At 53.2% G+C, this 25,814-nt stretch carries 22 protein-coding genes; 18 read left to right on the forward strand and 4 right to left on the reverse strand.

From position 1 onward, the window contains the following. Positions 1 to 419: 419 nt before the first annotated feature. Positions 420 to 1,169: a substrate-binding periplasmic protein gene (locus ACK5LI_RS07660; protein WP_416947870.1), complete on the reverse strand. Its 750-nt coding sequence runs from the start codon at positions 1,167 to 1,169 to the stop codon at positions 420 to 422. A 581-nt stretch (positions 1,170 to 1,750) separates the two neighbouring features. On the opposite strand from ACK5LI_RS07660, the gene nhaC reads away from it, so the two are divergent. The 13 genes from nhaC to ACK5LI_RS07725 all read left to right on the forward strand — a co-directional run bounded on the left by nhaC (position 1,751) and on the right by ACK5LI_RS07725 (position 18,416). After that, the gene (gene nhaC, locus ACK5LI_RS07665) at positions 1,751 to 3,205 is read left to right on the forward strand and encodes a Na+/H+ antiporter NhaC (RefSeq protein ID WP_416947872.1); all 1,455 of its coding nucleotides are present in this window, start codon (positions 1,751 to 1,753) and stop codon (positions 3,203 to 3,205) included. 32 nt (positions 3,206 to 3,237) lie between these two features. Further along, entirely contained in the window at positions 3,238 to 4,800 is a 1,563-nt protein-coding gene (locus ACK5LI_RS07670; protein WP_416947874.1) for a sulfatase, read from the forward strand. 69 nt (positions 4,801 to 4,869) lie between these two features. After that, positions 4,870 to 5,535 carry a Crp/Fnr family transcriptional regulator gene (locus ACK5LI_RS07675; RefSeq protein WP_416947876.1) on the forward strand — a complete coding sequence of 222 codons (666 nt, stop codon included), beginning with the start codon at positions 4,870 to 4,872 and terminating at the stop codon, positions 5,533 to 5,535. Positions 5,536 to 5,810: 275 nt separating this feature from the next. Beyond that, positions 5,811 to 6,122, forward strand: a complete 312-nt coding sequence (locus ACK5LI_RS07680; protein ID WP_416947878.1) for a thioredoxin family protein — start codon at positions 5,811 to 5,813, stop codon at positions 6,120 to 6,122. Between the two features lie 31 nt (positions 6,123 to 6,153). Next, complete coding sequence (locus tag ACK5LI_RS07685; protein WP_416947880.1) at positions 6,154 to 7,071, forward strand: NAD(P)/FAD-dependent oxidoreductase; 918 nt, start codon at positions 6,154 to 6,156, stop codon at positions 7,069 to 7,071. A 65-nt stretch (positions 7,072 to 7,136) separates the two neighbouring features. Beyond that, positions 7,137 to 7,430 (forward strand): hypothetical protein, encoded by a 294-nt coding sequence (locus tag ACK5LI_RS07690; protein ID WP_416947882.1) that lies wholly within the window; start codon positions 7,137 to 7,139, stop codon positions 7,428 to 7,430. A 73-nt stretch (positions 7,431 to 7,503) separates the two neighbouring features. After that, a complete protein-coding gene (locus ACK5LI_RS07695; protein WP_416947884.1) occupies positions 7,504 to 10,002 on the forward strand; it encodes a 2-oxoacid:acceptor oxidoreductase family protein in 2,499 nt (832 codons plus the stop codon). 120 nt (positions 10,003 to 10,122) lie between these two features. Continuing rightward, positions 10,123 to 12,576: an acetate--CoA ligase family protein gene (locus tag ACK5LI_RS07700; protein WP_416947911.1), complete on the forward strand. Its 2,454-nt coding sequence runs from the start codon at positions 10,123 to 10,125 to the stop codon at positions 12,574 to 12,576. Between the two features lie 93 nt (positions 12,577 to 12,669). After that, complete coding sequence (locus tag ACK5LI_RS07705; protein ID WP_416947886.1) at positions 12,670 to 13,362, forward strand: hypothetical protein; 693 nt, start codon at positions 12,670 to 12,672, stop codon at positions 13,360 to 13,362. Positions 13,363 to 13,776: 414 nt separating this feature from the next. Continuing rightward, on the forward strand, positions 13,777 to 15,915 hold the full coding sequence (fdhF, locus tag ACK5LI_RS07710; RefSeq protein ID WP_416947888.1) for a formate dehydrogenase subunit alpha: 2,139 nt from the start codon (positions 13,777 to 13,779) through the stop codon (positions 15,913 to 15,915). A gap of 14 nt (positions 15,916 to 15,929) precedes the next feature. Continuing rightward, positions 15,930 to 16,535 carry a 4Fe-4S dicluster domain-containing protein gene (locus ACK5LI_RS07715; protein ID WP_416947890.1) on the forward strand — a complete coding sequence of 202 codons (606 nt, stop codon included), beginning with the start codon at positions 15,930 to 15,932 and terminating at the stop codon, positions 16,533 to 16,535. 9 nt (positions 16,536 to 16,544) lie between these two features. Beyond that, the gene (locus ACK5LI_RS07720; RefSeq protein WP_416947892.1) at positions 16,545 to 17,918 is read left to right on the forward strand and encodes a [FeFe] hydrogenase, group A; all 1,374 of its coding nucleotides are present in this window, start codon (positions 16,545 to 16,547) and stop codon (positions 17,916 to 17,918) included. A 9-nt stretch (positions 17,919 to 17,927) separates the two neighbouring features. Then, positions 17,928 to 18,416, forward strand: coding sequence for a 4Fe-4S dicluster domain-containing protein (locus tag ACK5LI_RS07725; protein WP_416947894.1), 489 nt, complete (start codon positions 17,928 to 17,930; stop codon positions 18,414 to 18,416). 246 nt (positions 18,417 to 18,662) lie between these two features. Here ACK5LI_RS07725 and ACK5LI_RS07730 read toward each other — a convergent pair whose 3' ends face one another. After that, complete coding sequence (locus tag ACK5LI_RS07730) at positions 18,663 to 19,763, reverse strand: glycosyltransferase (protein WP_416947896.1); 1,101 nt, start codon at positions 19,761 to 19,763, stop codon at positions 18,663 to 18,665. 132 nt (positions 19,764 to 19,895) lie between these two features. Between ACK5LI_RS07730 and ACK5LI_RS07735 the strand changes: the two genes are divergently transcribed. Together ACK5LI_RS07735 and ACK5LI_RS07740 are read left to right on the forward strand one after the other, a co-directional pair. Further along, on the forward strand, positions 19,896 to 21,200 hold the full coding sequence (locus tag ACK5LI_RS07735; protein WP_416947898.1) for an O-antigen ligase family protein: 1,305 nt from the start codon (positions 19,896 to 19,898) through the stop codon (positions 21,198 to 21,200). Beyond that, positions 21,193 to 22,584 (forward strand): sugar transferase, encoded by a 1,392-nt coding sequence (locus tag ACK5LI_RS07740; RefSeq protein WP_416947900.1) that lies wholly within the window; start codon positions 21,193 to 21,195, stop codon positions 22,582 to 22,584. The genes ACK5LI_RS07735 and ACK5LI_RS07740 overlap by 8 nt, the downstream gene beginning before the upstream one ends. Positions 22,585 to 22,953: 369 nt before the next feature. Here the strand turns inward: ACK5LI_RS07740 and ACK5LI_RS07745 are convergent, their stop codons facing one another. Together ACK5LI_RS07745 and ACK5LI_RS07750 are read right to left on the reverse strand one after the other, a co-directional pair. Beyond that, positions 22,954 to 23,709, reverse strand: a complete 756-nt coding sequence (locus ACK5LI_RS07745; RefSeq protein WP_416947902.1) for a potassium channel family protein — start codon at positions 23,707 to 23,709, stop codon at positions 22,954 to 22,956. 12 nt (positions 23,710 to 23,721) lie between these two features. Next, on the reverse strand, positions 23,722 to 24,165 hold the full coding sequence (locus ACK5LI_RS07750; RefSeq protein ID WP_416947904.1) for a GNAT family acetyltransferase: 444 nt from the start codon (positions 24,163 to 24,165) through the stop codon (positions 23,722 to 23,724). 362 nt (positions 24,166 to 24,527) lie between these two features. On the opposite strand from ACK5LI_RS07750, the gene ACK5LI_RS07755 reads away from it, so the two are divergent. From ACK5LI_RS07755 to tnpA, 3 genes are all read left to right on the forward strand, one after another. After that, complete coding sequence (locus ACK5LI_RS07755) at positions 24,528 to 25,118, forward strand: hypothetical protein (protein WP_416947906.1); 591 nt, start codon at positions 24,528 to 24,530, stop codon at positions 25,116 to 25,118. 53 nt (positions 25,119 to 25,171) lie between these two features. Further along, positions 25,172 to 25,318 (forward strand): hypothetical protein, encoded by a 147-nt coding sequence (locus ACK5LI_RS07760; protein ID WP_416947907.1) that lies wholly within the window; start codon positions 25,172 to 25,174, stop codon positions 25,316 to 25,318. Positions 25,319 to 25,512: 194 nt separating this feature from the next. Continuing rightward, positions 25,513 to 25,814, forward strand: a 302-nt coding sequence (gene tnpA, locus ACK5LI_RS07765; protein ID WP_416947909.1) for an IS200/IS605 family transposase, incomplete at its 3' end; no start/stop codon positions are given.

Consider the following 25,814-nt stretch of genomic DNA (forward strand, 5'->3'; position numbering starts at 1 on the left):
ACAGTTCCTGATACTGTTCTCCATTGCGGCAAACGGAATGAGACCAATGGCCATGCAGAAGGCAATCATCTTTTGTTTTAAGGAGATATTGGTCGTCATGACTCCCCCCTATAAGGAAGTTTGGTTACTTTTACCTGCCATAGTGAGGTCAGAATAACAGCGTACACGAATAACTAGCGAGCGTTATGATTATAATTACATTTCCAGTGCGAAGTATGAGTTGTACAGTTTCTGATACTGTTCTCCATTGCGGCAAACGGAATGATACCTATGGCCATGCAGAAGGCAATCATCTTTTGTTTTAAGGAGATATTGGTCGTCATGACTCCCCCCTATAAGGAAGTTTGGTTACTTTTACCTGTCATTGTCAGGTCAGAATAACAGTGTACACTAATAACTAGCGAGCGTTATGATTATAATTACATTTCCAGTGCGAAGTATGAGTTGTACAGTTTCTGATACTGTTCTGATTCTTTAAATTCTTTGAGATGGCGGGAAAAAGAAACGACGAACTCCTCTGATACCAGCTTGCGGCTGAATATGGCGTATAATCCGTCAGACTTGATAGTTATGTGCTTGAGCGGGCGGATATTTGATACCTTGAGGTTGCGTACTATCTGCAGGCCGTTTCCGTATTCTGCAATAATAGCGTCGAGCCTGCCTATGGAGAGCTTTTTAAAATTGATCTCGTCAGAGTGAACTTGCTCTACTTCGCAGTATGTTTCGATGAAATCCCAGAACTCCGGTGTATAGCTGTATCCTCGGACCACGCCTATCCGCAGCCCCTTAAGATCTTCCGGTCTGGAAAATTCCTTATCGCGTGACCAGATGACCCACGGGCTTTCCACAATGGGCTCAGAAGGATATCTGGCAAACATTTCGCGGGCTGGCGTGTAGTTGGCTGAAAACAGGATATGCGCGTCCCCTGCCCGGATGATTTCGAGTGCTCTTTGCCACGGAAAGGCTCTGGTGCTTTTTATCGGGGCTTTCATGTTGTCCAGAACAGTGGTGACAACAAGGGTGGAAAAACCGTTAACATGCCCGTTTTTCTGCGTCTGATATGGTGGCCATATGTCGCAGATAAGAGTCATCGGTTCCTGTGCACGCACCTGAAACGGCAGCACTGAAACACTAAGTAACAGAAGTAACGTGAATATCGCCCTGCGCATGAGAACGTCCTCCATACATTACAGTACTGAAATTTTTTGAACGTGCGAAGTCTTTTTTCAGTAAATACGATTAGTATGCTGTTGTGTGAGTGCATATTTTTGTGAGAGTGTCGCCTGTGATCTTTTTTTCACAAAATATTTGTTTTATGTCGCAAATGCGACTGCCGAGCCTGGTTGCAGCCGCTAGGGTGATTGAACATGCTGCCTGCAAAGCTGGTCGCAGCACCATGGAAATACGTGTTTGCAATGATGTCATGCGGCTGCCGCATGGTAGCCAAACATGCTGATTTTATACCGCAAGGTGCCTGCATTATGCATGGCCTGCTTGTGCCGGGCATCACAAAATGTCCGGCGGACACACTTGAGACGGAGAACTGCAGGCAATGTCGGGGGATGTTGGCTGCTGAACGCGGCATAGCCTGAATGAAAACAGGCAGGAAAATTATGTCCGCAGCAGAGCCAGGGGATGTTTATGCACGGCAGGGTGTCGTGCTCAGGCTCTTTCGGACGCCGGTTGCATGGACGCATGCGAGCCAGACCGGCGAAAAGTTGCGCAACTTATTACATCGCGAGGAGAGGAAATGAGCGGGTTGAACAACCAGAATCCTGAGGCCAAAGCCGGCCCGAAGCCGGGACTGCTGTGGGCGGTACTATGCTTTTTGCTGCCCGTCGGCGTGATCCTGTACGGTACTGTTGTTGTCGGAGTTCGGCCTCCTGTTCTGCCGTTGCTGGCGGCAGTTGCTCTTGCAGGCATGATGTGCCTGCCCATCGGGTATAAATGGAAAGACCTGCAGGACGGCATGCTTGAGTCGCTCGGCAGAGTGCAGCTGGCTGTCGCCATTCTGGTAATGGTCGGTATGATCATCAGCGCATGGCTTGCTTCGGGCACCATCCCCGCCATCATCTACTGGGGACTTAAGCTGATTGCGCCGGAGTATTTCTTTGCATCGGCATTTCTGCTGTGTGCTGTGGCATCTGTCGCTACGGGTACTTCTTTCGGTACCATGGGTACTATCGGCGTGGCGCTTCTGGGTGTCGGCGGCGTAATGGGCTTTTCGCCTGCAATGACCGTAGGCGCTATTGTTTCCGGTGCATACTTCGGTGACAAAATGTCTCCGGTGTCAGATTCCACCAATATTACCGCCACCATCTGCGAAACACCGCTGTTCACGCACATCAGTTCCATGATGTGGACCACCATTCCCGCCGCTATCGTGGCGTTTATCGGCTTCATTATTCTGGGCTCCACCCACAGCGTGGCCGGTGCAGGAAGCATGGAAAGCCTTGCCGGAATCCTTTCCGGTCTTGAAAAAGGCTTTAACCTGTCACCTGTGGCGTTCATTCCGCCCGTATTGATGATCGTGCTGGCATACCGCCGCTATCCTGTACTGCCGGTTATGGGCGTTTGCCTTGCAAGTGCGCTTATCATCGCCCTTGTGCAGGGTGCCCCGCTGGACGTTCTTGCCAAGCAGCTGACCACCGGCTTCAAGGCGTCTACCGAATCTGCACAGCTTAACAAGTTGCTTTCCCGCGGCGGGCTGATGTCTGTTATGCCTACCATCCTGCTGCTTACTTCCGGTATGGCCTTCGGCGGTATTCTGGAGCGCGCCCGCGTGCTTGAGGTCTTGCTTGATGCCATGCTGCACGGCTCCAAGTCTCCTGTACGCCTTGTGGCTGCAACGCTTGGTTCCGCTTATATCATTCTTCTGGGAACCGGCAGCCAGATGCTGGCCGCTATCATTCCCGGTCGTGCTTTCCTTAGCGAGTACGACAGACAGGAACTTGACCGTTCCGTACTTTCGCGTACCTGCGAAGACGCCGGTACCCTTGGCTGCCCGCTGGTGCCGTGGAGCGTTCATGCATTTTACATTATGGGTGTGCTGGGTGTCAGCGCGTTTGAGTTTGCGCCGTATGCGCTGCTTAACTGGGTTGTGCCCGTATTCTCTATCCTATGCGCTGCCACAGGTTTCGGCATGCGCCGCCGCGATGGTTCTTCCGTACGCGCCGCCGCAAAGCTGCAAACCGAAAACGTATAGAAAACTCTTAATACAAAAACAGGATAGATAGTATGTCTTCCGGAAAAATTAAGAACGTCCTTTTCATCATGCTGGATACGCTGCAGTTCAACTATCTTGGCTGCTACGGCAACAGCGAGGTGAAAACCCCCAACCTTGACCGCTTTGCGGAAGAAGGGTTTCTGTTTGAAAACGCCTACAGCGAAGGTCTGCCCACTATTCCGGTGCGCCGTGCGTTGATGACAGGGCGCTACACGCTGCCTTACGGCGGCTGGAAACCCCTTGACCCTGAAGACACCACGCTGACGGACATTCTGTGGTGCCGCGAGGTTCAGACCGCTCTTATTTATGATACGCCGCCTATGCGTCTGCCCAAATACGGCTATTCGCGCGGCTTTGACTATGTGCGTTTCTGCAACGGTCACGAGCTGGATCATGAAACCTTCAGTAATGTTCCGCTTTCTGAAGATTTCAATCCGGAAGACTACGTATCGCCCAACTGGCTGTCGCGTGATGAAAACGGCGAGCTGGACAGTTCCAGCAAGTCGCTGCTGCGTGAGACCGAGTGTTACCTGCGCCAGCGCCAGAACTGGAAGTCGGACGAAGATAACTACGTTGCCGTTGTTGCCCGCGAAGCCGATGACTGGCTGCGCAACAAGCGCGACTGCTCGCGTCCGTTCTTCCTGTGGCTGGATTCTTTTGACCCGCACGAGCCGTGGGATCCGCCATCAGTATGGGAAGGCAAGCCCTGCCCCTACAACCCTGATTACGAAGGCAACCCGCTGCTGCTGGCACCGTGGTCCGAAGTGGCAGGCGTGCTGACCGAAGAAGAGTGCAAACATATCCGCGCACTCTATGCTGAAAAGGTAACCCTTGTGGACAAGTGGATGGGCAAGCTGTTCGATTCGCTTAAAGAACAAGGGCTGTGGGATGAAACCATGATCGTGATTACATCCGACCATGGTCAGCCCATGGGTGAAGGCGAACACGGCCACGGTATTATGCGTAAGTGCCGTCCGTGGCCCTATGAAGAGCTGGTTCACGTTCCCCTGCTGGCACATGTGCCCGGTGTGGAAGGCGGCAAGCGCATCAGCAGCTTTGTGCAGAACGTAGACATTTCTGCCACCGTTATGGATGCGCTGGGATACTACAATTCTGACGCGCTGAACGAAGCAGGACACGAAAGCATCAGCACATTTGATGCAGAAGATATGCACGGCATAAGTCTGCTGCCTGTTATGCGCGGAGAGACCGATACCGTGCGTGATTTTGCCATTGCCGGTTACTACGGCATGTCGTGGTCTATTATCACGCATGATTACAGCTATATACACTGGCTGAAACGAGAGATCGACACAGACTCCATGAACAAGATATTCTATGACGGTTCCGGTAAGGGCGGTAATGCAGGTAAGCAGTCCGCTCAGCTGGAGGTCAAGGAAGAGATGTGGACCTGCGTACCCGGCGCGGAAGTGTCGCTGCCGCAGCAGGATGAGCTGTACGATCGCAGAACAGATCCGTTCCAGCTGGACAACATCATCGCCGAGCAGCCTGAAAAAGCCAAAGAACTGCTGCAACAGCTGAAGCTGTACATCGGTGAGCTTAGAACAACATAATCGAAGCCGTTCTGCGGCGGGCCTTATGCGGCCCGCCGCAATCTGGCACGATGCGTATCAGGGACAATCATGGAAGACTTCTGGAGAATACGGGCAAAAGATATGGCCTGGGGGGGCGTGCTGCATCTGGCATCGCCGCGCAAGTATGCAAAAGGTGAAGTGATCATCCGTGCCGGAGAAATGGTGGACAGCCTGTTCTATCTTGAATCCGGTGAGGTTCGTATGATCCGCACCAGCATGGAAGGCTCTGAAAAAATTCTCATGTATATTGAGGAAGGAACCCTGTTCGGTGAGACACCGTTTTTTACGGGGCAGCCTATTCTCAGCACGTTCGTATGCTCGCAACCTGCAACCATCTGGCGTTTTTCGCGCCAGAGCGTGTATTCCGACCTGCTGCCCAATCATCCCGAGATTGTCACCTCGTTGCTGCACACTTTTGCCACAAAGGTAAGTACGCTCAGCAACCAGTCGGCTTCCATGGGGCTGCAAAATGTAGGTGAACGCCTGTGCACCTTCTTATACGTCACCAGCGGCGAGAATATGTTCAGCAACGAGCAGGTCGAACTGACTCTTTCCATGAAAATGCGGGATATAGCCAACCTGCTGGGTGTTCACAGAACAACTTTGTACAAGGCTATCCGCGATCTGGAAAAAGACGGGGTCTTTGAAAACTTTACCAAAGACAGCGTTCTGATAGCCGATGTAGCCCGCTTTCTTGAGTTGGTGCACAAGTAAAAACCGGACCGCTTTGCCTCTGTACTCTCTTTTTTTTGAGCTGATGCTTGAAAAAGATGAATTGCGGACAGACAGTATATGCCGGTCATGCTAGCCCGATAGAAATCATACAAATCAGTGCGGCTGTTACTGCGCATTGTCAGCAACCGGCTGCCGGTGATGTTTGTGCTGCTGCTTTGCGTCACATCCGGTTTCGGCCTTACCGGCAGGCGATGCTTCCGGTGTTATGACAAGCCGCTTTGCATGATGATTTTTCAGAATATAAGGAGCAGACAATGAGTCTTGAGCATGTAGCGCCGGGTGATCTTGATACCCGCATCGAAGGCACGGAAGAGGGAATAGTGCTTTTTCATAAAGAGCTGTGCCCGCACTGCAAGAATATGGAAAAGGTACTGGCCAAGTTTGCCGGAAAGAACCCCTCTGTTGTGCTTATGGCCGTAGACAGCGAAGCCGACAAGGCCGTTATGGAAGCTTACGGCGTTGAGCGCGTGCCCTCGCTTGTTATCGTGCGTGGCGGCAAAGCCGTATTCACCAAGACCGGCCTGATGAACCCCAAAGAGCTGAATACCCTTTATCACTCTGTATAGCAGCGGGCAGGCTGCAAAGAGATTGCGACACATGGAAACCAAGCAGATAGATGTTCTTATTCTGGGTGGTGGCGTGGCTGGTATGACAGCCGCGGTCTATGCCGCCCGTGCCGGCCTGAGCGTGACCCTGCTGGAAGAAAACGCCTGTGGTGGTCTGGTTAACTGGACGCGTGTTGTGGAAAATATGCCGTCCTACATCAGCATTCCCGGCATGGAGCTGGCTGAAAAAATGGCAGAGCAGGTGGCTGCGCTGGGCGTGGAAGTGGAAGAAGCCGCCTGTATTGATGCAATCAGCCTGACTGAAGATGCCAAAATAGTAGAAGCCGATGACGTGCGCTACGAGGCCAAAGCGGTCATCGTTGCCACAGGCCGTACACCTGTACTGTTGGAAGGCGACGACTGCGACCATGTGCACTATTGCGCCATCTGCGACGGCAGCACCTACAAAGGCAAACGCGTGCTTGTTGTGGGCGGCGGTAACAGCGGCTTTGATGAAGCTCTTGCCCTGCTTGACCTTGGCATCAGCCACCTGACCCTCATTGAGGCTCAGGACAGATTTTTTGCCGCGGCAACAACACAGCAGGCCTTGGCGGAAAGACCTAATGCCACGCTTCATATTTCGACCAGTGTACAGGAACTGCACCAGCAGGACGGACGACTGACGGCCGTAACACTGGCACACGGCGACGGCAGCACCTCTACCGTCGAATGCGAAGGCGTGTTTGTGTTTATGGGACAAAAACCCAGTACAGAAGCCTTTGCAGAAATGCTGACCCTTGATGAAGCCGGATATATTGTGACCGATGACCTGATGGCGACTTCCGTTGCCGGAGTATTCGCCGCGGGTGATGTGCGTCCCAAAAAGTATCGCCAGATCACCACTGCACTTGCCGATGGCACTGTTGCAGCGCTGGAAGCCGAACATTATGTCCGGCGTGGCGGCAAGTAGCCCCTTCCGCATGACTGTTCGGTCAATCCATAAGTGATTCCGTGTTGTTACCTCAAAAAATAAATGTGACGCTTTATGATCCGGACCCGCAACGTTGCCGTGCAACAGCGGATTTATTGCGTCGCGAGCTGCGAAAACCTTTGTTTCGAGGGTTGCGCGGCGGCGCTGTTTCAGCCAATGTCACCGAGGTTGCCTGTTATCTGGAAATCACGCGGCAAGGATATGGCGACCGTGTTCCGGTGCTGGAGGTTGACGGCACCCCTGTTTCGTACGGGCTGGTGCTAAAGCGGGAACATGCAGAACGATTTGTCGCGTGGCTGGCCGCAAGGGCGGAAAAGGAAGACGAAGGCGGCGCGTAACCGCCTCTGCTGTACCAATATGGCGGCAGGTTCCCCAGTTGGAAAGAGAACGATCTTTTTCGGAGGAGAAAACGTGAATCCCATCGAGAAACTGTGTAAGGACGAAGCTGGCAATGCTGCCGTGCTTCAGGGGAACATCGCTTTTGCAGTGGGCTGCGTGCGTGCGGGTATCCATGCCGTTGACGGCTACCCCGGAACGCCCAGCTCCGAAGTGATAGATAAGGGCCTTTCTCAGGTTCAGGATCTGATTACCGTAGGGTGGTCAGTCAGTGAAGCCGTAGCTGCCGGTGTGGGGCACGGGCATTCGCTGGCAGGACGCGATTGCGTTGTGACCATGAAAATTCCCGGGCTATATCAGGCCGGTGACATATTTACCAGCGTGGCAACCTATACGGCAGACCGCGGCGGCCTGATTTTTTATGTGGCTTCCGACTATACGCCCAGCTCCACGCAGCACGTCATTGATTCTCGCTATCTCTACAAAAGCTGCTTCGTGCCGGTTTTCGAGCCGCGTTCCCATCAGGAAATGCACGAGTCCGCACTTATCGCGGTGGAAATCGCCCGCAAGTTCAATACACCCATTGTGATTCAGCCCAGCGGTGTGCTTTGCCACAGCGAAGGTCTTGTGCGTATGATGGAAACCACCAGCCGCGAACCAGCTCAGGTTTCGCCCCTGCGTGAACAGAACTCGCTGCCCGTGTACGCACGCGCCAACTATAACAAGGTTATGGCAGAGCGTATGCCCGGGCTGCTCCGGATGGTGGAAGAAAGCCCGCTTAACGTGCACATCAAAGGTGCAGGCAAGCGCGGTGTTATCACCCACGGCGTGAACTCCATGTACATGGACGAATACAAGGCGCTGTTCGACAAGGACATCGACATTCTTTCTCTGGGCTTCACCAACCCGCTGCCCATGGAAAAAATCCGTCAGTTCTGCGAATCCATCGAAGGTGATGTCTACGTTATCGAAGACGGCTACCGCTTTATTCAGGAATCCTGTACTGCCGCCGGTCTTACCGTAATCGGCAAGCCGGAATACAGCGATGTTACCGAGTGGACTCCTGCAAGCATTGCGGTATTCCTCGGCAATGCTCCGGCAGCTGCGCCCAAGCCGCAGGCTGCCCCTGTTCCGCGCCCGCCCATGATCTGCGCCGGTTGCCCCTACCGCCTGTTCGGCGAAGTGGTTGCCCGTATGCGTCGTAAGGGTGAGCTTGAAGCTGTATTTGGCGATATCGGCTGTAACACTTTGCTGTACTTCTTTGGTGCGCTGGATACCGGCCTTGCCATGGGCGCCAGCGAAAGCAAGCGTACCGGCTATGTACTTTCCAAGCCGGAATCTGTTTCCAAGTGTATCAGCCTGCTGGGCGACGGTACCGAATGTCACAGCGGTATGGATGCAACCCGTAACGCAGTGTTCCGTAACGTTTCCGGCGTAAAGGTTGTGCTGGACAACGAATGGACTGCCATGACAGGCGGTCAGCCCGGACCCACTTCACCCATCAACCTTGCCGGTGATAAAAACCGCTTTGATCTGGTCGGCTCGCTTAAGGCTCAGGGCGCAGAGGTCGAGCTGATTGACGCGTATGACCTTAAGAGCATCCGCAAGGGACTGCGCGCAGCGCTGAAGGCCGCCGAGGAAGGCACCTTCACTACGCTGGTTATCCGCGGTACCTGTATTCGTAAGGTTCCTGCCGGAGCTTACGGCCAGAAAGTGAAAGTGGATGCCGAAAAGTGCGTAGCCTGCGGCGCATGCAACATCTGCCCCGGTATTGTGCCTGACGCAAACGGTATTCCCCAGTGGAATAACTTGTGCACTGGCTGCGTTTCGAAAAAGCCTTCCTGCCTGCAGATGTGCCCCAAGGGTGCCATCAGCATTAATACCGAGTGCACTGTGGAAGGCTGTGTAGAAAAGCCCGAACTGCCTGTTGCGCCCGAATCCATCAACGTACCGGTGCTTACCGACGAGCAGCGTCCTGCGCGCCTCAGCCTGAGCATCCGCGGTGTCGGCGGTCAGGGTAACCTGTTCTTCGGCAAGGCGCTTGCGCAGATGGCATTCATTGCCGGTTACGGCGAAAAGAATATTCTGAAAGGCGAAACTCACGGCATGGCCCAGATGGGCGGTCCTGTTATTTCGACTTTCGCCTGCGGCGACGTATACAGCACTCAGTTTGTGCCCGGCTCTGCCGACGCGCTTATCGTAATGGAGCAGAGCGAAATCCTTCGCCCCGGCTTCCTCGACATGCTGCGTCCCGACGGCACCATTCTGCTGTCGGAAACAGCCATTGTTCCGCAAGGTTTTGACCCCGAAAAGTATCCCTCGCAGGATGCTATTGCGGGACTGCTTTCCGGCTACAACGTGGTGCGCATCGACGTGCTGAAAATAGCGCTTGCGCTTGGTGATGAACGTGGTCGTTGCGCCAACGTGGTCATGCTGGGTGCGCTCAGCAAGCTGGCCCCGTTTGACGCCTTCCCCGTTGAAGTATGGTTGCAGGCGCTTAAGAATGTAAGCCCCAAACCTGCAATCTGGACGCTGAACCACGCCGCCTTCCTGCAAGGTCGTACACTGGTTTAGGCCGTAAGGATGATATCAGGCCCGAAGTGAGTAATTGCTTCGGGCCTTTTTCAACACGCCGGTACGGTGCATCAATCCGGCGGATACCTTTTACCTTTTAGAGATGAGTCCCGCATGAGCATGACCATTCCCATCGACTATTCTCGGATAACCGAACTTTTTTGCACAGCGCATGAAGAAGGCCGTGACTTTTTGTATGAGTACGAAGTCTACACCCTGCTTGCCAGTTCCGGCGCTGAAACGCCGCCCAAGGCAAACCTGATTCCGCGCGGAGCGCGTCCTTCCGACGAAGAGTTGATGGCGATTCCCGGCGATAAGGCGGTCATTAAGATTGTATCGCCTACAATTGTGCACAAAACGGAAGTGCGCGGAGTGCGTATTGTGGAAAAAACTCCCGAACGCATCCGTTCCGCCGTGCGCCGTATGCTGTACGAAGTGCCGGAAAACTACGCAGCCTATATCGAGCGTAACCCTGATCATGCTCCCGAGCCATACAAGGGGCTGCGCGGCGAAACATTGCAGGCTGCCATCAGCCGCGACCTGAAAGGCGTGCTGCAGGTGCAGTTCATGCCGCCTGACTCCAGCGCGTTCGGTAACGAGCTTATCGTCGGCCTGCGCCGTACCCGCGAGTTCGGTACTGTCATCAGCGCCGGTCTGGGGGGAACGGATACCGAACTGTATGCCGAGCGCTTTCGCAAGGGGCAGGCCATTGTTGCCGCATCCACTGAACTGACGGACGAAGATGCCTTTTTCGAGCTGTTCCGGAAGACTATTTCTTATCGTAAACTTGCGGGACTCACTCGAGGTCAGCAGCGTATTGTGACCGATGAGCAGCTTGTGGAGTGCTTCGGTTCGTTTATCAGAATGGCGAAATATTTTTCTGATGCAAACCCTGAGGCTCCCTTTATTATTGAAGAGCTGGAGATTAACCCGTTTGCGTTTACGGATTATCTGATGGTGCCGCTGGACGGCCTGTGCCGCTTCAGCGTGCCGCAGCCTGCCGGAAACGCCCGTCCCGTGCAGAAGATTCACAACCTGCTGCATCCTAAATCCATAGGCATTGTCGGGGTTTCGACAACCCGCCGGAACTTCGGCCGTATCATTCTGGATAACGTGCTTAACGAAGGCTTTGCGCCGGAAAAGGTCACTGTTTTCCGCCCCGGTGCGGCAGAAGGCGATACAATTGCAGGCGCACGTTGCCTGTCTGATCTGGCCGCTTTGGGCCTTGATGAAAGCGGCCAGAGAGTTGCACCTGAAAATGCGCTGGACCTGTTTGTGGTTGCAGTAGGCGCCGCGCAGGTGTCTGATCTTGTCGATGATGTCATCAGGCTGGGTGCCGCAAAAACTGTTATGCTTATTCCGGGGGGCATGGGCGAGACGGAAGAGAGCCGAGAACGCGCGGAGCGCATTATCGCCCGCATCGACGAAGAGCATGGCAAAGGCGACGGCGGCCCTGTTTTTCTGGGTGCCAACTGCATGGGCGTAGTTTCACGCCCCGGCAACTACGACACGTGGTTCATTCCGGAGCAGAAGCTGCCCAAAGACCGGAGCGGCACCTACCATCGTGCTGCGCTGGTCAGCCAGAGTGGCGCATTCATGCTGCACCGCAGCAGCCAGAGCCCTGAACTTCGCCCTGCCTACATGATTTCCATGGGTAACCAGACGGACCTGACACTGGGCGATATGGTTACTTACTTCAAGGATTCTGATGCGGTAGACGTGATCGCCGTATACGCTGAAGGATTTAACGATCTGGACGGACTGGCGTTCTGCCGTGCCGTGCGCGAAGCGGTAATCGCCGGAAAGGAAGTTGTTTTTTACAAGGCAGGCCGTACTCCGGAAGGGAAAAGTGCCACCAGCGGGCATACCGCATCGCTTGCTGGTGACTATATGGTCTGCGAAAGCTGCGTGCGTCAGGCCGGAGCCATTATTGCCCGCACGTTTACCGAGTTTCAGGAACTCTTTTTGCTGGCAGAAAAGCTGTACGGCAAAAAAGTAAACGGAACCCGACTTGCCGCAGTGAGCGGTGCAGGCTTTGAGGCTGTAGGCATGGCGGACTCCATTCATTCAGATGACTACCGTATGGAGCTTGCAACGTACGCACCCGCTACCGTGAACGCCATTAAGGAAATTCTTAAGACCAAACGTTTGGATGGGCTGGTTACCGTAACCAATCCGCTGGATATCAATCCCGCAGCAGATGACGAAGCGCACGCTGAAATTGCCCGTCTGCTGGCAGAGGACCCCGGTGTGGATGCGGTTGTCATCAGCCTTGATCCGCTTTCGCCTTCTGTGCATACATTGGATTCGCCGGATGTACCGGAGTTTTCCATGCATGAAGCCGGAGCGATTACCAAGCGCATAGCGGCGGTTGCAGCAAAGTGCGATAAGCCGATTATAGGCGTGGTGGACGGCGGACGCTTGTTCGACCCCATGCGTGCCGAAGTCATGTCCAGCGGTGTACCGGTGTTTTCGGTATGCGACAGAGCCATAGGCTCTCTGGCTATTTATATCGAAGGCCGCTTGCGTGCCGACATCCTGCGTGCGTGCAGTAACGGATGCAATAAAAGATAATATTGCGGTTTCATACGCTTTATTTTAAGTGCTGTTTCAGGCGGCGGGTGCCCGTACCCGCCGCTTGTTTCTGTCTGAACAGGGAATATGTCCATGATTCGTAAATCTGACGCGGTGGCCGCGGGCTTTCTGGCCGGTGTGCCACTGCTGTTTGTCCTGTTGCCTTCGCTTGCGCAATGTTACGCCGACTTGAACGCCAGCCACGCGTATCTTATGAGCTTTGCCAAGTTTGCGCTTCTTGCCACGTTTGGTGAATGTTTTGCTTTGCGCATCGTATCCGGCCGTTACTGGAAGCCGGACTTTGGCGTGCTGCCCAAGGCTGTGGTGTGGGGCGTGCTGGGCGTTATCATCAAGGCTGCATTTGTGGTGTTTGCCTCTGGCGTGCCCAACCTGCTGGCCGGGTTCGGCCTGCCTGCCGATGCCTTGCGTTCCGAAGGGTTGAGTGCAGCTCGAGTAGGCAGCGCGTTTGCTGTAAGCGTTTTCATGAACTGTATTTTTGCGCCCGTATTCATGACGCTGCACAAGCTTACGGATGCGCATATTCATAACCATAATGGTAAGCTGTGTGCTTTATGGCAGCCTGCCGATGTGGGAGCACTGTTGCGCGGCGTGAACTGGGATGTGATGTGGGGATTTGTTTTTCGTAAGACGATTCCGCTGTTCTGGATTCCCGCACACACCATTACGTTTTTGTTACCGCCAGCCATGCAGACTCTTTTTGCCGCCATACTGGGGATAGTGCTGGGAGTGTTACTGGCGGTTGCAGCTTTGAGCGGCAAAAAATGATTTGAAGATGCGTGAATCGATGAACGATTGTACCCGAATGGGCCGACACGGTTGTGTCGGCCCTTTTAATTGATGTCTTACATGTAAAAAAAGTTGTGCATATTGATTAAGGTGGTGCGTGAAAATGTGTGAATACTGCATTGGTATGATCTGTTGTCATATTAATGCACTATGAACACGGGATGGTCATTTACTGCATGGGAAACTGTATTCCTGTGCTGTGAGTGCGTAATGACTTTGTATTTGTGCAACGATATTTAGTAAAATAAAAAAACAACTTGTCGTATATGCAGACAAAGGAGTAAGCCAGAATGGCAGCACTCTGGAAGAAGCAAAAAGCTGACGGCAGTATGTCATACTAATACAAAAGCTCTTGTGGAGCATTGTCTGCTGCATGCAGACAGGTAGCGAAAGATGAAAGAAGTTCTGACGACGTGTCCCTACTGCGGTACTGGATGCGCCTTTTATCTGCAAGTACAGGATGATATAATTACAGGTATCCGTCCTGCCATCGAAAACACAGTGAACAAAGGCAGATTGTGCTCTAAAGGGCACTTCGGATTTGACTTTGTGCACCACCCAGACAGGCTTAAAACGCCCCTTATCCGTAAAAACGGGCAGCTTGTTCCTTGCCGCTGGGATGAAGCCTATGGCGTTATCACCAGCAAGCTGGCGGACATTATCTCTGAAAGCGGGCCGGACGCAGTTGCCGGTTTCAGCTCTGCCCGTTGTTCCAATGAAGAAAATTACCTGATGCAGAAATTTATGCGCGCAGCCATCGGCACCAATAATGTCGATCACTGCGCACGCCTCTGACACGCTCCCACCGTGGCCGGTCTGGCCGCAGCATTCGGAAGCGGAGCCATGACGAACTCCATCGATGAGCTGGAGAGCATGGGCAAAGGCGATGTTATTTTTGCCGTTGGCACGAACACCACAGAGTGCCACCCGATTATCGGTGCAGGAATGTTGCAGGCCGTGCGGCAGGGCGCTGGGCTTGTGGTAGCCGACCCCAGAGCAATCACGCTGACCCAGCATGCAACTTTATGGTTGCGCCTTAAGCCGGGTACCGATGCGGCACTGCTGAATGGCATCGCCCATGTGATCATTACGGAAGGCATGGTAGACGAGGCTTTTATCGCTGACCGTACAGAGGGGTATGACGAGTTCCGCCGGACAGCGCTGCGGTATACGCCGGAACATGCGGCAACGATTACGGGTGTCAGCGCTGGCGATATCCACAGGGCAGCCCGTATCATCGGCAAAGCCGAGAATATGGCAACATATTACACCATGGGCATAACCCAGCATACCTCCGGCGTTGATAACGTGCGCAGCGTTGCGAACATTGCGCTGCTTACCGGCAATATGGGGCGCGCAAAAACAGGTGTTAACCCGTTGCGCGGCCAGAACAACGTGCAGGGAGCCTGTGATATGGGAGCACTGCCGGATGTATTTCCGGCATATCAGAAGGTGCACGACAAGAGTGTGCGCGAAAAATTCGGCAAAGCATGGGACAGAGAACTTTCCGCAAACGCCGGCTTGCGCATTCCGGACGTGTTGCACGGGCTGGAGCATGGTTCTGTACGTGCGCTGTATGTGTTTGGTGAAAATCCCATGCGCAGCGATCCTGACATCAACCATGTGGAACACTGTCTTGATAGTGCGGAATTTCTCATAGTGCAGGATATTTTTTTAACGGAAACAGCGGCCAAAGCTCACGTGGTGTTGCCGGGAGCCACCTTTGCGGAAAAAGACGGAACATTTTCCAGCACGGAGCGCCGCGTCCAGCGCATCCGCAAAGCAGTGGACCCGGTGGGCGAAAGCAAGGCTGACTGGCAGATTCTGGCTGATTTACTGGAGTGCATGGGGTGCGGCGCGGGGTATACCTGCCCTGAAGATGTGTTTGATGAAATGCGTTCGCTTACGCCCACATACGCCGGTATCAGCTATGCGCGGCTGGAGCAGGGCGGTGTGCAGTGGCCGTGCAGGAGCGTGCAGGATCAGGGAACGCCTGTTCTGCATGCGGGTGAGTTTATCCGCGGCAAAGGCAGCTTCTGCTCTGTGGACTACCGCGACCCCGCGGAACTGCCTGATGATGAATATCCTTTGATGCTGACTACGGGCAGAGTGGTGGCCCATTACCATACCGGCACTATGACACGTCGCTGCTGGGGGCTGGATGGCTTTGCGCCTTTTGAGCTGGTGGAACTGCATCCTGCGGACGCCACCTGTTACGGCATCGCAGATGGTGATATGATTACGCTTACCTCGCGTCGCGGCAGTATGACAGCCCGTGTCGCCGTAACAGACAGAACCATGCAGGGGCTGGTGTTTGCCACCTTCCACTACAGTGAAAGCTGCGGCAATGCCCTGACGAACAGTGCGGCAGACCCCGTTACGGGAACAGCGGAGCTGAAAGTCTGCTCCGTACGCATCCGCAAAGCCTGCGCATCGGAAATTCCGGCAAAGCCGTATGGTGTGCACGGCTCTGTTTCATCAGAAAAATCACCGGCAGGCAGTTGCTGTACAAAAGCGGAAGCAGCCGCCTGATATGCGGAGAATATATGCAGCTAAGTAATTTTATTGTAGCCGACACGAAAAAGTGTATCGGTTGCCGTCTGTGTGAAGTGGCGTGCTCTGTGGCGCATAGCCGTATGAAAAAAGAACCGGTGGCAGGGAATCTGACAGAGCCGCTTCTGCCGCGGTTATATCTGGTACGCACGGCGCAGGTGACAGCGCCGGTGCAGTGCAGGCATTGTGAAGATGCCCCCTGTGCGGGAAGCTGTCCAGTACACGCTATCCGCCGTGCGGATGGCGCGCTGGTGGTGGATGAAGTGCTCTGTGTAGGGTGTAAAACCTGTATGCTTGCCTGTCCCTTCGGCGCAATCGAATTGCTGCCTGTTTTTGAAAACGGCAAGCCGAAAATGCAGGCCGTTTCTGCCGAAGATGAAAGCGGGCGCATGGAGGAAACGCAGGTGCTGGTTGCCGGAAAATGCGACCTGTGCACCGGCAGACAAGCTGGTCCGGCCTGTGTGGAAGTTTGTCCGAAGCAGGCGTTAGCTTTGGTCAGTGCCAAGACCCTGCGGCAACAGCGCAGTTCGCAGGCCGCTCATAATCTTGCAAAATATGTTTCCGGCATCGGCAGCCAGCAAAGCGAAAGGCAGGGATAGGCTTCAGTCATGAACGATACTTTTATTATTCAGATAGATGAAGAAGTGTGCACCGGCTGCGGTCGCTGCGCCGAAGTATGCCCTGTTAACGCTATAGAAGGTGCACAGGGAACGCCGCATGTGGTGAATGAGGCTAAGTGTGTGTTGTGCGGGCAATGCGTGCAGACATGCAGTGCGTTTGCGTCGGTTTTTGAAGCAAGGCCCACTTCTGATGCGCGTAAAAAACAGCAGCGTAATCTGTTTGCAGAAAATGCAGAACCGTTGTTTGCCGCATGGCATACGGGCGATGCCCCGGAAGTGGCGGCTAAACTGGCACAAGGTGTGTTCTCCATGGTGCAGTGTGCGCCCGCTGTGCGTGTGGCCATAGGCGAAGAATTCGGGATGGACGCCGGAGCGCTTACCCCCGGCAAGCTGGCTGCAGCGCTGCGCAGGGCCGGATTCAGCAGAGTGTACGATACTAACTTTGCTGCCGACCTGACCATTATGGAAGAGGGGAGCGAACTGCTGAAGCGCATAGCTGAAGGCGGTACGCTGCCCATGTTTACCTCCTGCTGTCCCGCGTGGGTCCGGTACGCCGAGCTGAATTACCCTGACCTGCTGGGACATCTTTCATCCTGCAAGTCGCCCCAGCAGATGGCCGGAGCCGTTTTTAAATCGTATGGTGCACAGCTGGACGGAAGAAATCCGGAAGACGTTTACAGTGTGGCTGTGATGCCTTGTACCTGTAAAAAATATGAGGCTGACAGGCCGGAAATGCAGAATGACGGTGTGCGCAATGTCGATGCCGTGCTGACAACCCGTGAGCTGGCGGCGATTATCCGCCATTGCGGTATTGATTTTGCCAGTTTGCCGGAAGAAGAGTTCGATACCCCGTTAGGTACGTACTCCGGCGCAGGCAATATTTTTGGTCTGACAGGCGGCGTGATGGAGGCAGCTCTGCGCACCGCGTATGAACTGGTAACAGGCAAGGCTGTGCCGCAGACTGAACTTGCTTACGTGCGTGGTGGTGAAGGCCTGCGCAAGGCGGAGCTGACCATGAACGGGCGAACGTATCGCGTAGCCGTTGTGGCAGGGCTTCAGTACGTGGCGCCGCTGTTTGAAGATATCAGAAAGGGCATAAACGAGTTTGATTTTATCGAGGTCATGTGCTGTCCCCAAGGCTGTATCAGCGGGGGAGGCCAGCCCAAGGTGCTTTTGCCCTATCAGCGCCAGAGCGTTTATGAGGCTCGCAAAGCCAGCCTGTACCATCATGACAGTGCGTTGCAGTGCCGTAAGTCACATGAAAATAAACAGGTCCGGAAGCTGTATACGGAGTATCTGGGAGAGCCTTTGGGGCATCTTTCGCATACGCTGTTGCACACCCGTTATGGCACAAAGCATTAGGAGGCAGCCATGAATGCATTTATCGTGGCGGACCCTGCCCGTTGTATAGGGTGTGCAGCCTGTGAAGTAGCATGTGCGGCAGCAAGTGCCGGTTGCTCTGTGCTTGATGCACAAGCTGATGCTGCTCCTTTTAGCCCGCGCCTGAGCCTGATTGTGGATGCTGTTGTGACTGTGCCGGTTCAGTGCCGTCAATGTGCGGATGCACCGTGTGCGGGAGTCTGCTCGCAGCACGGTATCAGTGTGGTTGATGGTGTGGTGTCGGTAGATAAAGAGCGTTGCATAGGCTGCAAGATGTGTATGGTAGCCTGTCCTGTAGGCGCCATTACCGTGCGTGCGGGCCGCGCCGCGAAGTGCCAGCTATGTATTGAAAGGCCGGAAGGCCCTGCTTGTATGCAGGTGTGCCCTGCAAAGGCATTTACGCTGGTCCGGCCGGAGACAATGCGTAATGAAGTTCGCCGTCGCCGCGAGCAATGTCTGGTTGCTATGGCAACGGAATAACGTATTCAAAAAATGCGTTTCGTATTTTGTCACGGAGCAAAGGGCCGGGGATGTCCATCCCCTCGCGTAACGGGATTACGGAAAGAATCTTTAGCCGGACCATGATCGCCTTTATATTTCCGGCAGCTTTTGCACCGCATTCAAGCTGTTGCCGGAGTTAGAAAGCCGGTTGCTCTGGTTTACAGGCAATAAAGGAAGCCGCGCTTTACGCAAGCGCGGCTTCTGTTTTTTGTATATGATGAGCTGTTACCATTGTGTTCCGGAAAGCGCTTCGTCAATAAGTTGCTGCATACGCGTTCTGAAATGGGGGGCATCCCACTTTGCGGCGTGTTCTGCCAGTCCTTCCGGTGTCAGGGCTACGCCTTGCGATTCAAACTGCCGCACTGTGGCAATGATGCTTTGCATACTTTGCTGGGTGAAGAACAGGCCGGACTGCCCGTCCGTTACTGTCTCCAGAGCACCGCCTTTGGCGTAAGCGAGTACAGGGGCGCCGGATGCCATGGCCTCAAGTGGAATTATGCCGAAGTCTTCCGCGCCGGGGAATATAAGAGCCTTGCAGCGGGCATAGTGGTCGATAAGTACACTGTCAGGTTGGCGCCCCATAATTTCTACTGTGGGGCCTGCCAGTTCGCGTAGTTTTGCTTCCATGGAGCCGCCGCCGATAACAACAAGGCGCTTGCCCAGACTGTTGAACGCCTGAACGGCAAGATCAGGCCGTTTGTAGGGTGCGAGTTCACCTGCGTACAGATAAAAGTCGTCTCGCGGGCTGCTGTGCGAGAATTGCTGCAAGTCCACAGGCGGGTGCGCTACACGGCTGTTGCGGCGGTAACATTTTTCAATTCGTCTTGAAACATACTGCGAATTGGCGATAAAACGATCCACCCTGTCGGCTGATGCCCTGTCCCATAAGCGCAGGTAGTGCATCATGGGGGCAACAAGGGTGCGCTTCAGCAGTCCGCTTTTATCCATGTAGTCATGGTACATGTCCCAGACGTAACGCATAGGGCTGTGACAGTAGCACAGGTGCATTGTGTCAGGCGATGTGATAACCCCTTTTGCAGGGCCGGACTCGCTGGAGATGACAAGGTCGTAGCCGCGTAAATCCAGCTGCTCAAGCGCCAGTGGCATGAGTGGCAGATAGTATTGATACAGCTTTTCTGCCTTCGGCAGCCGTCCGATGAACGAGGTGCGGACACTGTGCCGTTCGATAACGGGCGATGCCAGCTGATGCGGTGCGTACACGTGTGTGTATATGTCTGCATCAGGAAAAAGCGTACAAAGCTCTTCAAGGACCCGCTCCCCGCCACGGCGGTTGACCAGCCAGTAATGTAATATTGCAGTTTTCACAGGTGCTCTATACCGCGTACAAGGTGCACCGTCTAGTATGGTCTGTACAGGAATACTGATAAGTGTTAGTCCTCGCAGCAAATTATCCGCCCGAGGGCTGACCGCTTTTGTTAAGAAAAGGATAACGCAGTGATGAATGCTCAACCCCGTATGCGTTACAAAGAACTCCTTTTGAAAAAAGGAAGCGCGGTTCGTTGCTGGCTTGTACAGGAACGTACTTCACAGCAGGTGCTGGCGCTGCTGAAAATTGTATTCTTTGCGTATTGCCTGCTTTTTCCTTTCGGCAAAGCATTTCAGGTGGGTGGGGGCGTTCTCGGGCTGGTTTTGCTTATAGCTTATTATGCCGGAGGATATGCGCAATCCAATTTGGCATATTTGCCTTTTAAATGGGTGCTGGGACTTTTTGTTCTGTACCCTTTTATTATGACCGTCTTTTCGCAATGGCCCGGTCACAGCTTCGGCTATACACGGCATATTCTGTACGAATCCTTGCCACTGCTCTTTGTGGGGCTTGAGTGTATCCGAAGTAAAAAAGATATGCGTATAATGGGCCTTTTCCTGCTTGGCTGCGTGTTTTTGCAGGGGCTTGATGGTATATGGCAGTTCAGCACCGGTTTTGATCTGGTGAACGGAACGCCGGTTACCTACGACGGCAGGCTGACAGGGTCCATGGGAACGTACCGCGTGGGCAACTATCTGGCTATTGTGATGTTGCCTGCGTTGCTGGCGTTCTGGGCTTTGCCAAAGGGCCTGCCTGATAAGCTTCGCGGAGCCTTGCTGGCTCTGGCTATGATGCCGCCGCTCTTTTTGCTTGTGATGTCCCAGACTCGTAGCGGTATGCTGGGGCTTGCGGCAGGACTGTATTGCTATGCAGCCGTGACATTGCGGTTGAGTATAAAAATGCTTGCTGCGCCTGTCGTTCTCGGAGCGGTTCTGGTTATTTTCGGGCCGGAAAGAGTCTCATTGAGCCGCTTCATGCAAGATGGCCGCTGGGAACTTTGGGATGCTGCTCTGCAGATTTTCCGTGAATACCCGTGGTTCGGTGCCGGTGCCAGTACGTTCCGACCTGCTTTTAAAGAGCTAGGCATTGAGTTTGTCATCAATGATTCAGGCATTCCGCATCCGCATGGTATTTTTATGCAGTTTTTATCCGATGGCGGCATAACAGGTTTTGTGCTGCTTGCCGGCGTGCTGGTGGGAATCGGGTTTTTATGGTGCGGCATACAGGTTTTTAAAGGAATACGTCGAAATTCCGGTGCTAATGACGTAGAGCACTGGCGAATGACGGGCCTGCTTTGGGCAGGATTTGTTGCGTATCTTGGCACAGGCCTGTTTGGGCATAATTTTTACCGCACATGGTGGCTTGCGCTGGGGCTGATGATGCTTGGCTGCACACTGGGTGCTGTTGTTTCGCAACTACGGGGACGAGATGAATAATCACACAAAAGGATGCGGGCGCTTGTCATCGGATGTACGTATGACTCTGATGATGCTTGCTTCTGACTTTTTTGCTTTAACGCTTGCTATTGGTGCGGCTGTTCTGTTGCGGTATGTATTTGACGGGCAGTTCTATCTGTCATTTTATTTTGAGTGCGCTCCTGTGGTTCTGTTTTTTCTTGCAGCGTACGCCATGCACGGACTCTATCCCGGAGTTCTTGTGGCCCCGCATGAAGAACTGAAACGTTTGACCATAAGTACGTCACTCATTTTTGCATTTTTTATTGCGGTAACGTTCTTCCTGAAAGTCAGTGAAGAATTTTCACGTATTGTCATGCTTGTCGGCTGGCTGGGATCTGTTGTTCTTGTGCCGTTCTGCCGTATTGCCGTGCGCAGGCGTTTTTCGACCAGAGACTGGTGGGGGCTGCCTGCAGTTATCTGGGGACAAGGGGATGATGCCCTTTATCTGCAGGAACGCTTTGAAAAAGACCGCAGGCAGGGTGTGCGGGTTTTGGGCCTTGTGAAGCCGGAAGGGGACAGCGAAGACAGGCTGCAGCCGTTGCTGGAGTATGCAGCCATGAAACCGCAACCCATGCTGGTCTGTTCTTCTGAAAGCCGTGAGCTGTTTTTTTCTGATGAAGTTCTGCGTATTGAAGAGCTGTTTCAGCGTACGCTGATTATGCCGCCCAAGGCCTTTGACGCATTGAATGTGCAAGTTCGTGACGTCGGGGGCGTGCTTTTTTTGCAGATGCAGACCAAACTGCTCGACCCTGTCCGTCAGCATATCAAGCGCGGCCTTGATCTTGCCATCATCACTCTGGCCCTGCCTGTGCTGCTTCCGGTGATGGCTGCACTTGCAGTCGCCATCAAGCTGGAGGGCGGCGGCGCGATTTTTTATACACAGCCTCGCCTCGGCCGTTATGGAAAGCTGTTCCGCATCGTGAAGTTTCGTACCATGGTGTGCAATGCCGATGAAGTTCTTCAGGACTATCTGGAGCAGCATCCTGAAATGGCAGAAGAATGGGCTGAAACGCAAAAGCTGCGTTGTGATCCGCGTATAACAAAGATCGGCGGCTTTTTGCGGCGGACGAGTCTGGATGAGTTGCCGCAGCTGGTTAACGTGCTGCGCGGCGAAATGAGTCTGGTTGGCCCGCGTCCCATCGTGCAGAATGAAGTGGAACGCTACGGCGACGCTTTTGAGCTATACAAGCGTACGCTGCCGGGCATTTCCGGCCTTTGGCAGATTTCCGGACGTAACGATACCACCTACGCCGAACGGGTTATGCTGGATACCTACTATTCGCGTAACTGGTCGGTGTGGATGGACCTGCACGTCCTTTCGCGCACGTTATGGGTGGTCTTTAAGCGAAGCGGAGCCTATTAAAAGGCACATCTTACCAAAGTGTTAGCGTATGTTGGTATTTTTATTGTCAGGTTACAGATAACGCGCAGCTGCCGTACATAATATCTGATCCGGCCAGTTTTTTTCGGTGCGTTTTCCGATGAAAACTGGTCGGATTTTTGTTTTTCAGAAAAGTGCGCTTGTGCCGGCACTGGTTGCGGCTTTCGTTAAGGGAGCTGAGGCAGGCGTGGTTAACCGTTGCCCGTCGATGATCGCGGACAGGCGGTGACCCCGAACAAGGCGGCGACCTCCTGTTCTTTTACCACTGACTGAAAGCAGATATGGCAATATACGGCTCGCAGCCGCCGTGCAGTTCAGAGTTGCCACTTCCCATGACCTTATCTTTGCTTTCTACTTGCGATCAACAGGTAGCACGCCTCTTGTAATGATGCCTACCAGTAGAGCAAATACAATGTAGCTTGTAAAAGCCTCCAGTCCTACCAGCAGCTTTGCATCCAGCGTTGAGGGCGCAATATCGCCAAAGCCCACAGTCGTCATCATGATGCAACTGAAGTATAACGAATCAAGAAAAAAGCCGAATCCGCTGGAAAAGCCGAAGGGCGGCGTGTTGCCGAGCAGGCGGTGCAGGGCGTCAAGGCTGGCGTTGGTCAGCGTGAACGCTGTAAGCAGCATAAGGTAGATTCGGGCAAGTTCCTGAATGTCTGCCCATGTGGCGTGTGATTGCGGGCGCAGCATGGTGACGATGCGCCGTATAAAACGGCGCAGATTTATCCAGACAAGGGCAATAAGTGTGATTGTCAGGCAGAAAAGCAGAATAGGCGAGGTTGCTGCAAATGGTATAATTCCGCCTGCTGCAAGCCCGAGCAGAAGAGCCTGCCCGCCCGATAACAATGTGTCTGTGTGCCTTTTACGTCTTTTGACGATGTAGTTCAAAAGGTAACCGGCAAGTGCTGTTGTAGCGGCATTCAGAAGAGCCAGCAGGGAAAGGTGTGACAGCTGGCTCTTCTGAAGAAAGCCGGCAGCGTTTTCCAGCACGGGCACCAGTAATGCCAGACAGATAATCGCTAAAAACAGAAACGGAATAAGGTAGCACAACCAGCTTTCCGTATAGCTTATGTGGTTTGTTGTTCTTGGTTTTTGTCTCATGTTCTTACTGCGTTATATGTTCTCATCATGTGTCAGGCGTTTTCCCAGCACGATAACATTATCTTCCTGATACCCTTGTGCCGCATAAAAGCCGCTTATTGCGATATTATCTTTTCTAACGCAGATGTTTATTTTGGGGCAGCCCCTTTCGGTAAGGCGTTTTTCGACATGTTGCATCAAAAGGCGTCCCAGCCCCGACTGCCTGAAGTGCGGCGCAACGCACAGGTAGTTAACGCTGCCTCTGTGCCCGTCATATCCGTACATCACGGCGCCCGCCATTATGGAATCTTTTTCAGCGATTAAAATTTCCTGCGGTGCTTCTGATAACTTGCGGACTAAATCCTTGTAAGGATCATTCCATGGCACCGTCAGTCCGCACTCTTTCCACAGTGCAATCAAGGCGTCGGAGTCTTCTGGTCTGAACGGTCTGACCACCGTTTGCTCCAAGGCTGTCATTTTTCCCTCCGCTGGATTAGCGATTCCTGTTGATTCCGTATGGATAGCATCAGCGGTTTTTGGTTGGCAACATCAACGCTTGATGGCGGATGCCTGTTGAATAAACGTGGTGGAGACAGCAACCGATTGAGAATAAGCTACACATGGAGATCGTGGAATTCCTTCTGCTGGTGTGATTCTGTAATTTTTATATGATTCCATGTTGATGAACATAGTATGGGCGAAACTGCCTTGTAATTATGTTTTTAATTTTTGTTTTATATAAAAAAGTAATGGATAAAACTGAGAGTAATAGACGAAATGTGTTTTACGATATACAAATATGGAAAGTGACAATTGTCCGGGGGGATGGAGGAGAGTGTATGCGCAGGATTCTGTTGATGATGTGCTGTCTGCTTGCTGTTCCCGTACTTACTTATGCTGGTTCCGACATTGTCGCCACGTATAAGTATGCTGACGGGAATATGATGACGTTATGCACGCGTGATGCCGGTCATGTCCGGATGGACACTTCGCCTGACAGCTATATGTTGCTGAAAGGGGATAAGGTGTATGCCGTAAGTAAAGATGACGAGGGGAACTGGCACGCCATGGATCTGGATCAGATGCAGGGAATGGGCGGTTTCACCAGTATGTTCGGAGGGGGCGCGTCCGAGTATGAAGTGCGTTACGAAAAGCAGAATAAAAGCGAGAAGGTCGCAGGCTACTCCGGCAAGGTATACACAGCCATTGTTTATGAAGGCGGTAAGGTGGTCAGCCGTGACGACATTGTGCTGTCCACCCATGCAGATATTAAGAAGCTGTCAGACGGATGGAATGCTATTGCCGCCAGAATGGGGCAGGCAATGGGTCCGCAAATGGCGCAATTTGTAGAGCACAGCTCAAGAGAAGCAAAAAAATGGGGTATGGCGGAATACTGCGCTGTGGTGATCAGATGCGGTTGCACAGCCTGAAAACTAAGAGTCTTGCATCTTCGTATTATGAATTGCCCGCCGGGGTGCAACACGTGAATATGCCCCAACAGCAGCAAACTTCTCATAGCGACACCGGTTTTGAGCAGGATGCGAAGGAAATAGGGCAGGATGCCAGAGATGCAACCAAGGATGAAGTGAAGGAAGCAGTCCGTGGTGTAATTGAAGGGCTGTTCAACTAAATAGTATGCCGTATGGTCTCGTATAAGTTGGCCTGCCCCTTCGGGCGGGCCTTTTTTGTATGCAGAAACCCCCCCGCTAGGCGGGGGGTTCCGTAAAGCTTAAAGCTATAGAGATATTAATAAAACTCCTTTTGATTTGCTAACTAATCCCTGCGGTCTGGCAACTGCAGGTGGCAAATCAAAAGGAGGCCACAATGGGTGATGCTAAGAGTTTAGCCCACACAAAATGGAACTGCAAATACCACGTAGTGTTTGCGCCAAAGTATCGGCGGCAAGTTTTTTACGGAGAGAAGAAGCGCGCAGTGGGTGAGATATTGCGCAAACTGTGTGAGTGGAAAGGTGTACATATAGTCGAAGCGGAATGCTGCCCCGATCATGTTCATATGCTTCTTGAAATACCGCCAAAGATGAGTGTTTCAAGTTGTATGGGGTACTTGACAGGAAAGAGTAGCTTAATGTTGTACGACCAATTTGGCGATCTTAAGTTTAAATACCG

It is taken from the genome of Oleidesulfovibrio sp. (assembly GCF_047973035.1).
In the GTDB taxonomy this organism is placed as follows: Bacteria; Desulfobacterota; Desulfovibrionia; order Desulfovibrionales; family Desulfovibrionaceae; genus Oleidesulfovibrio.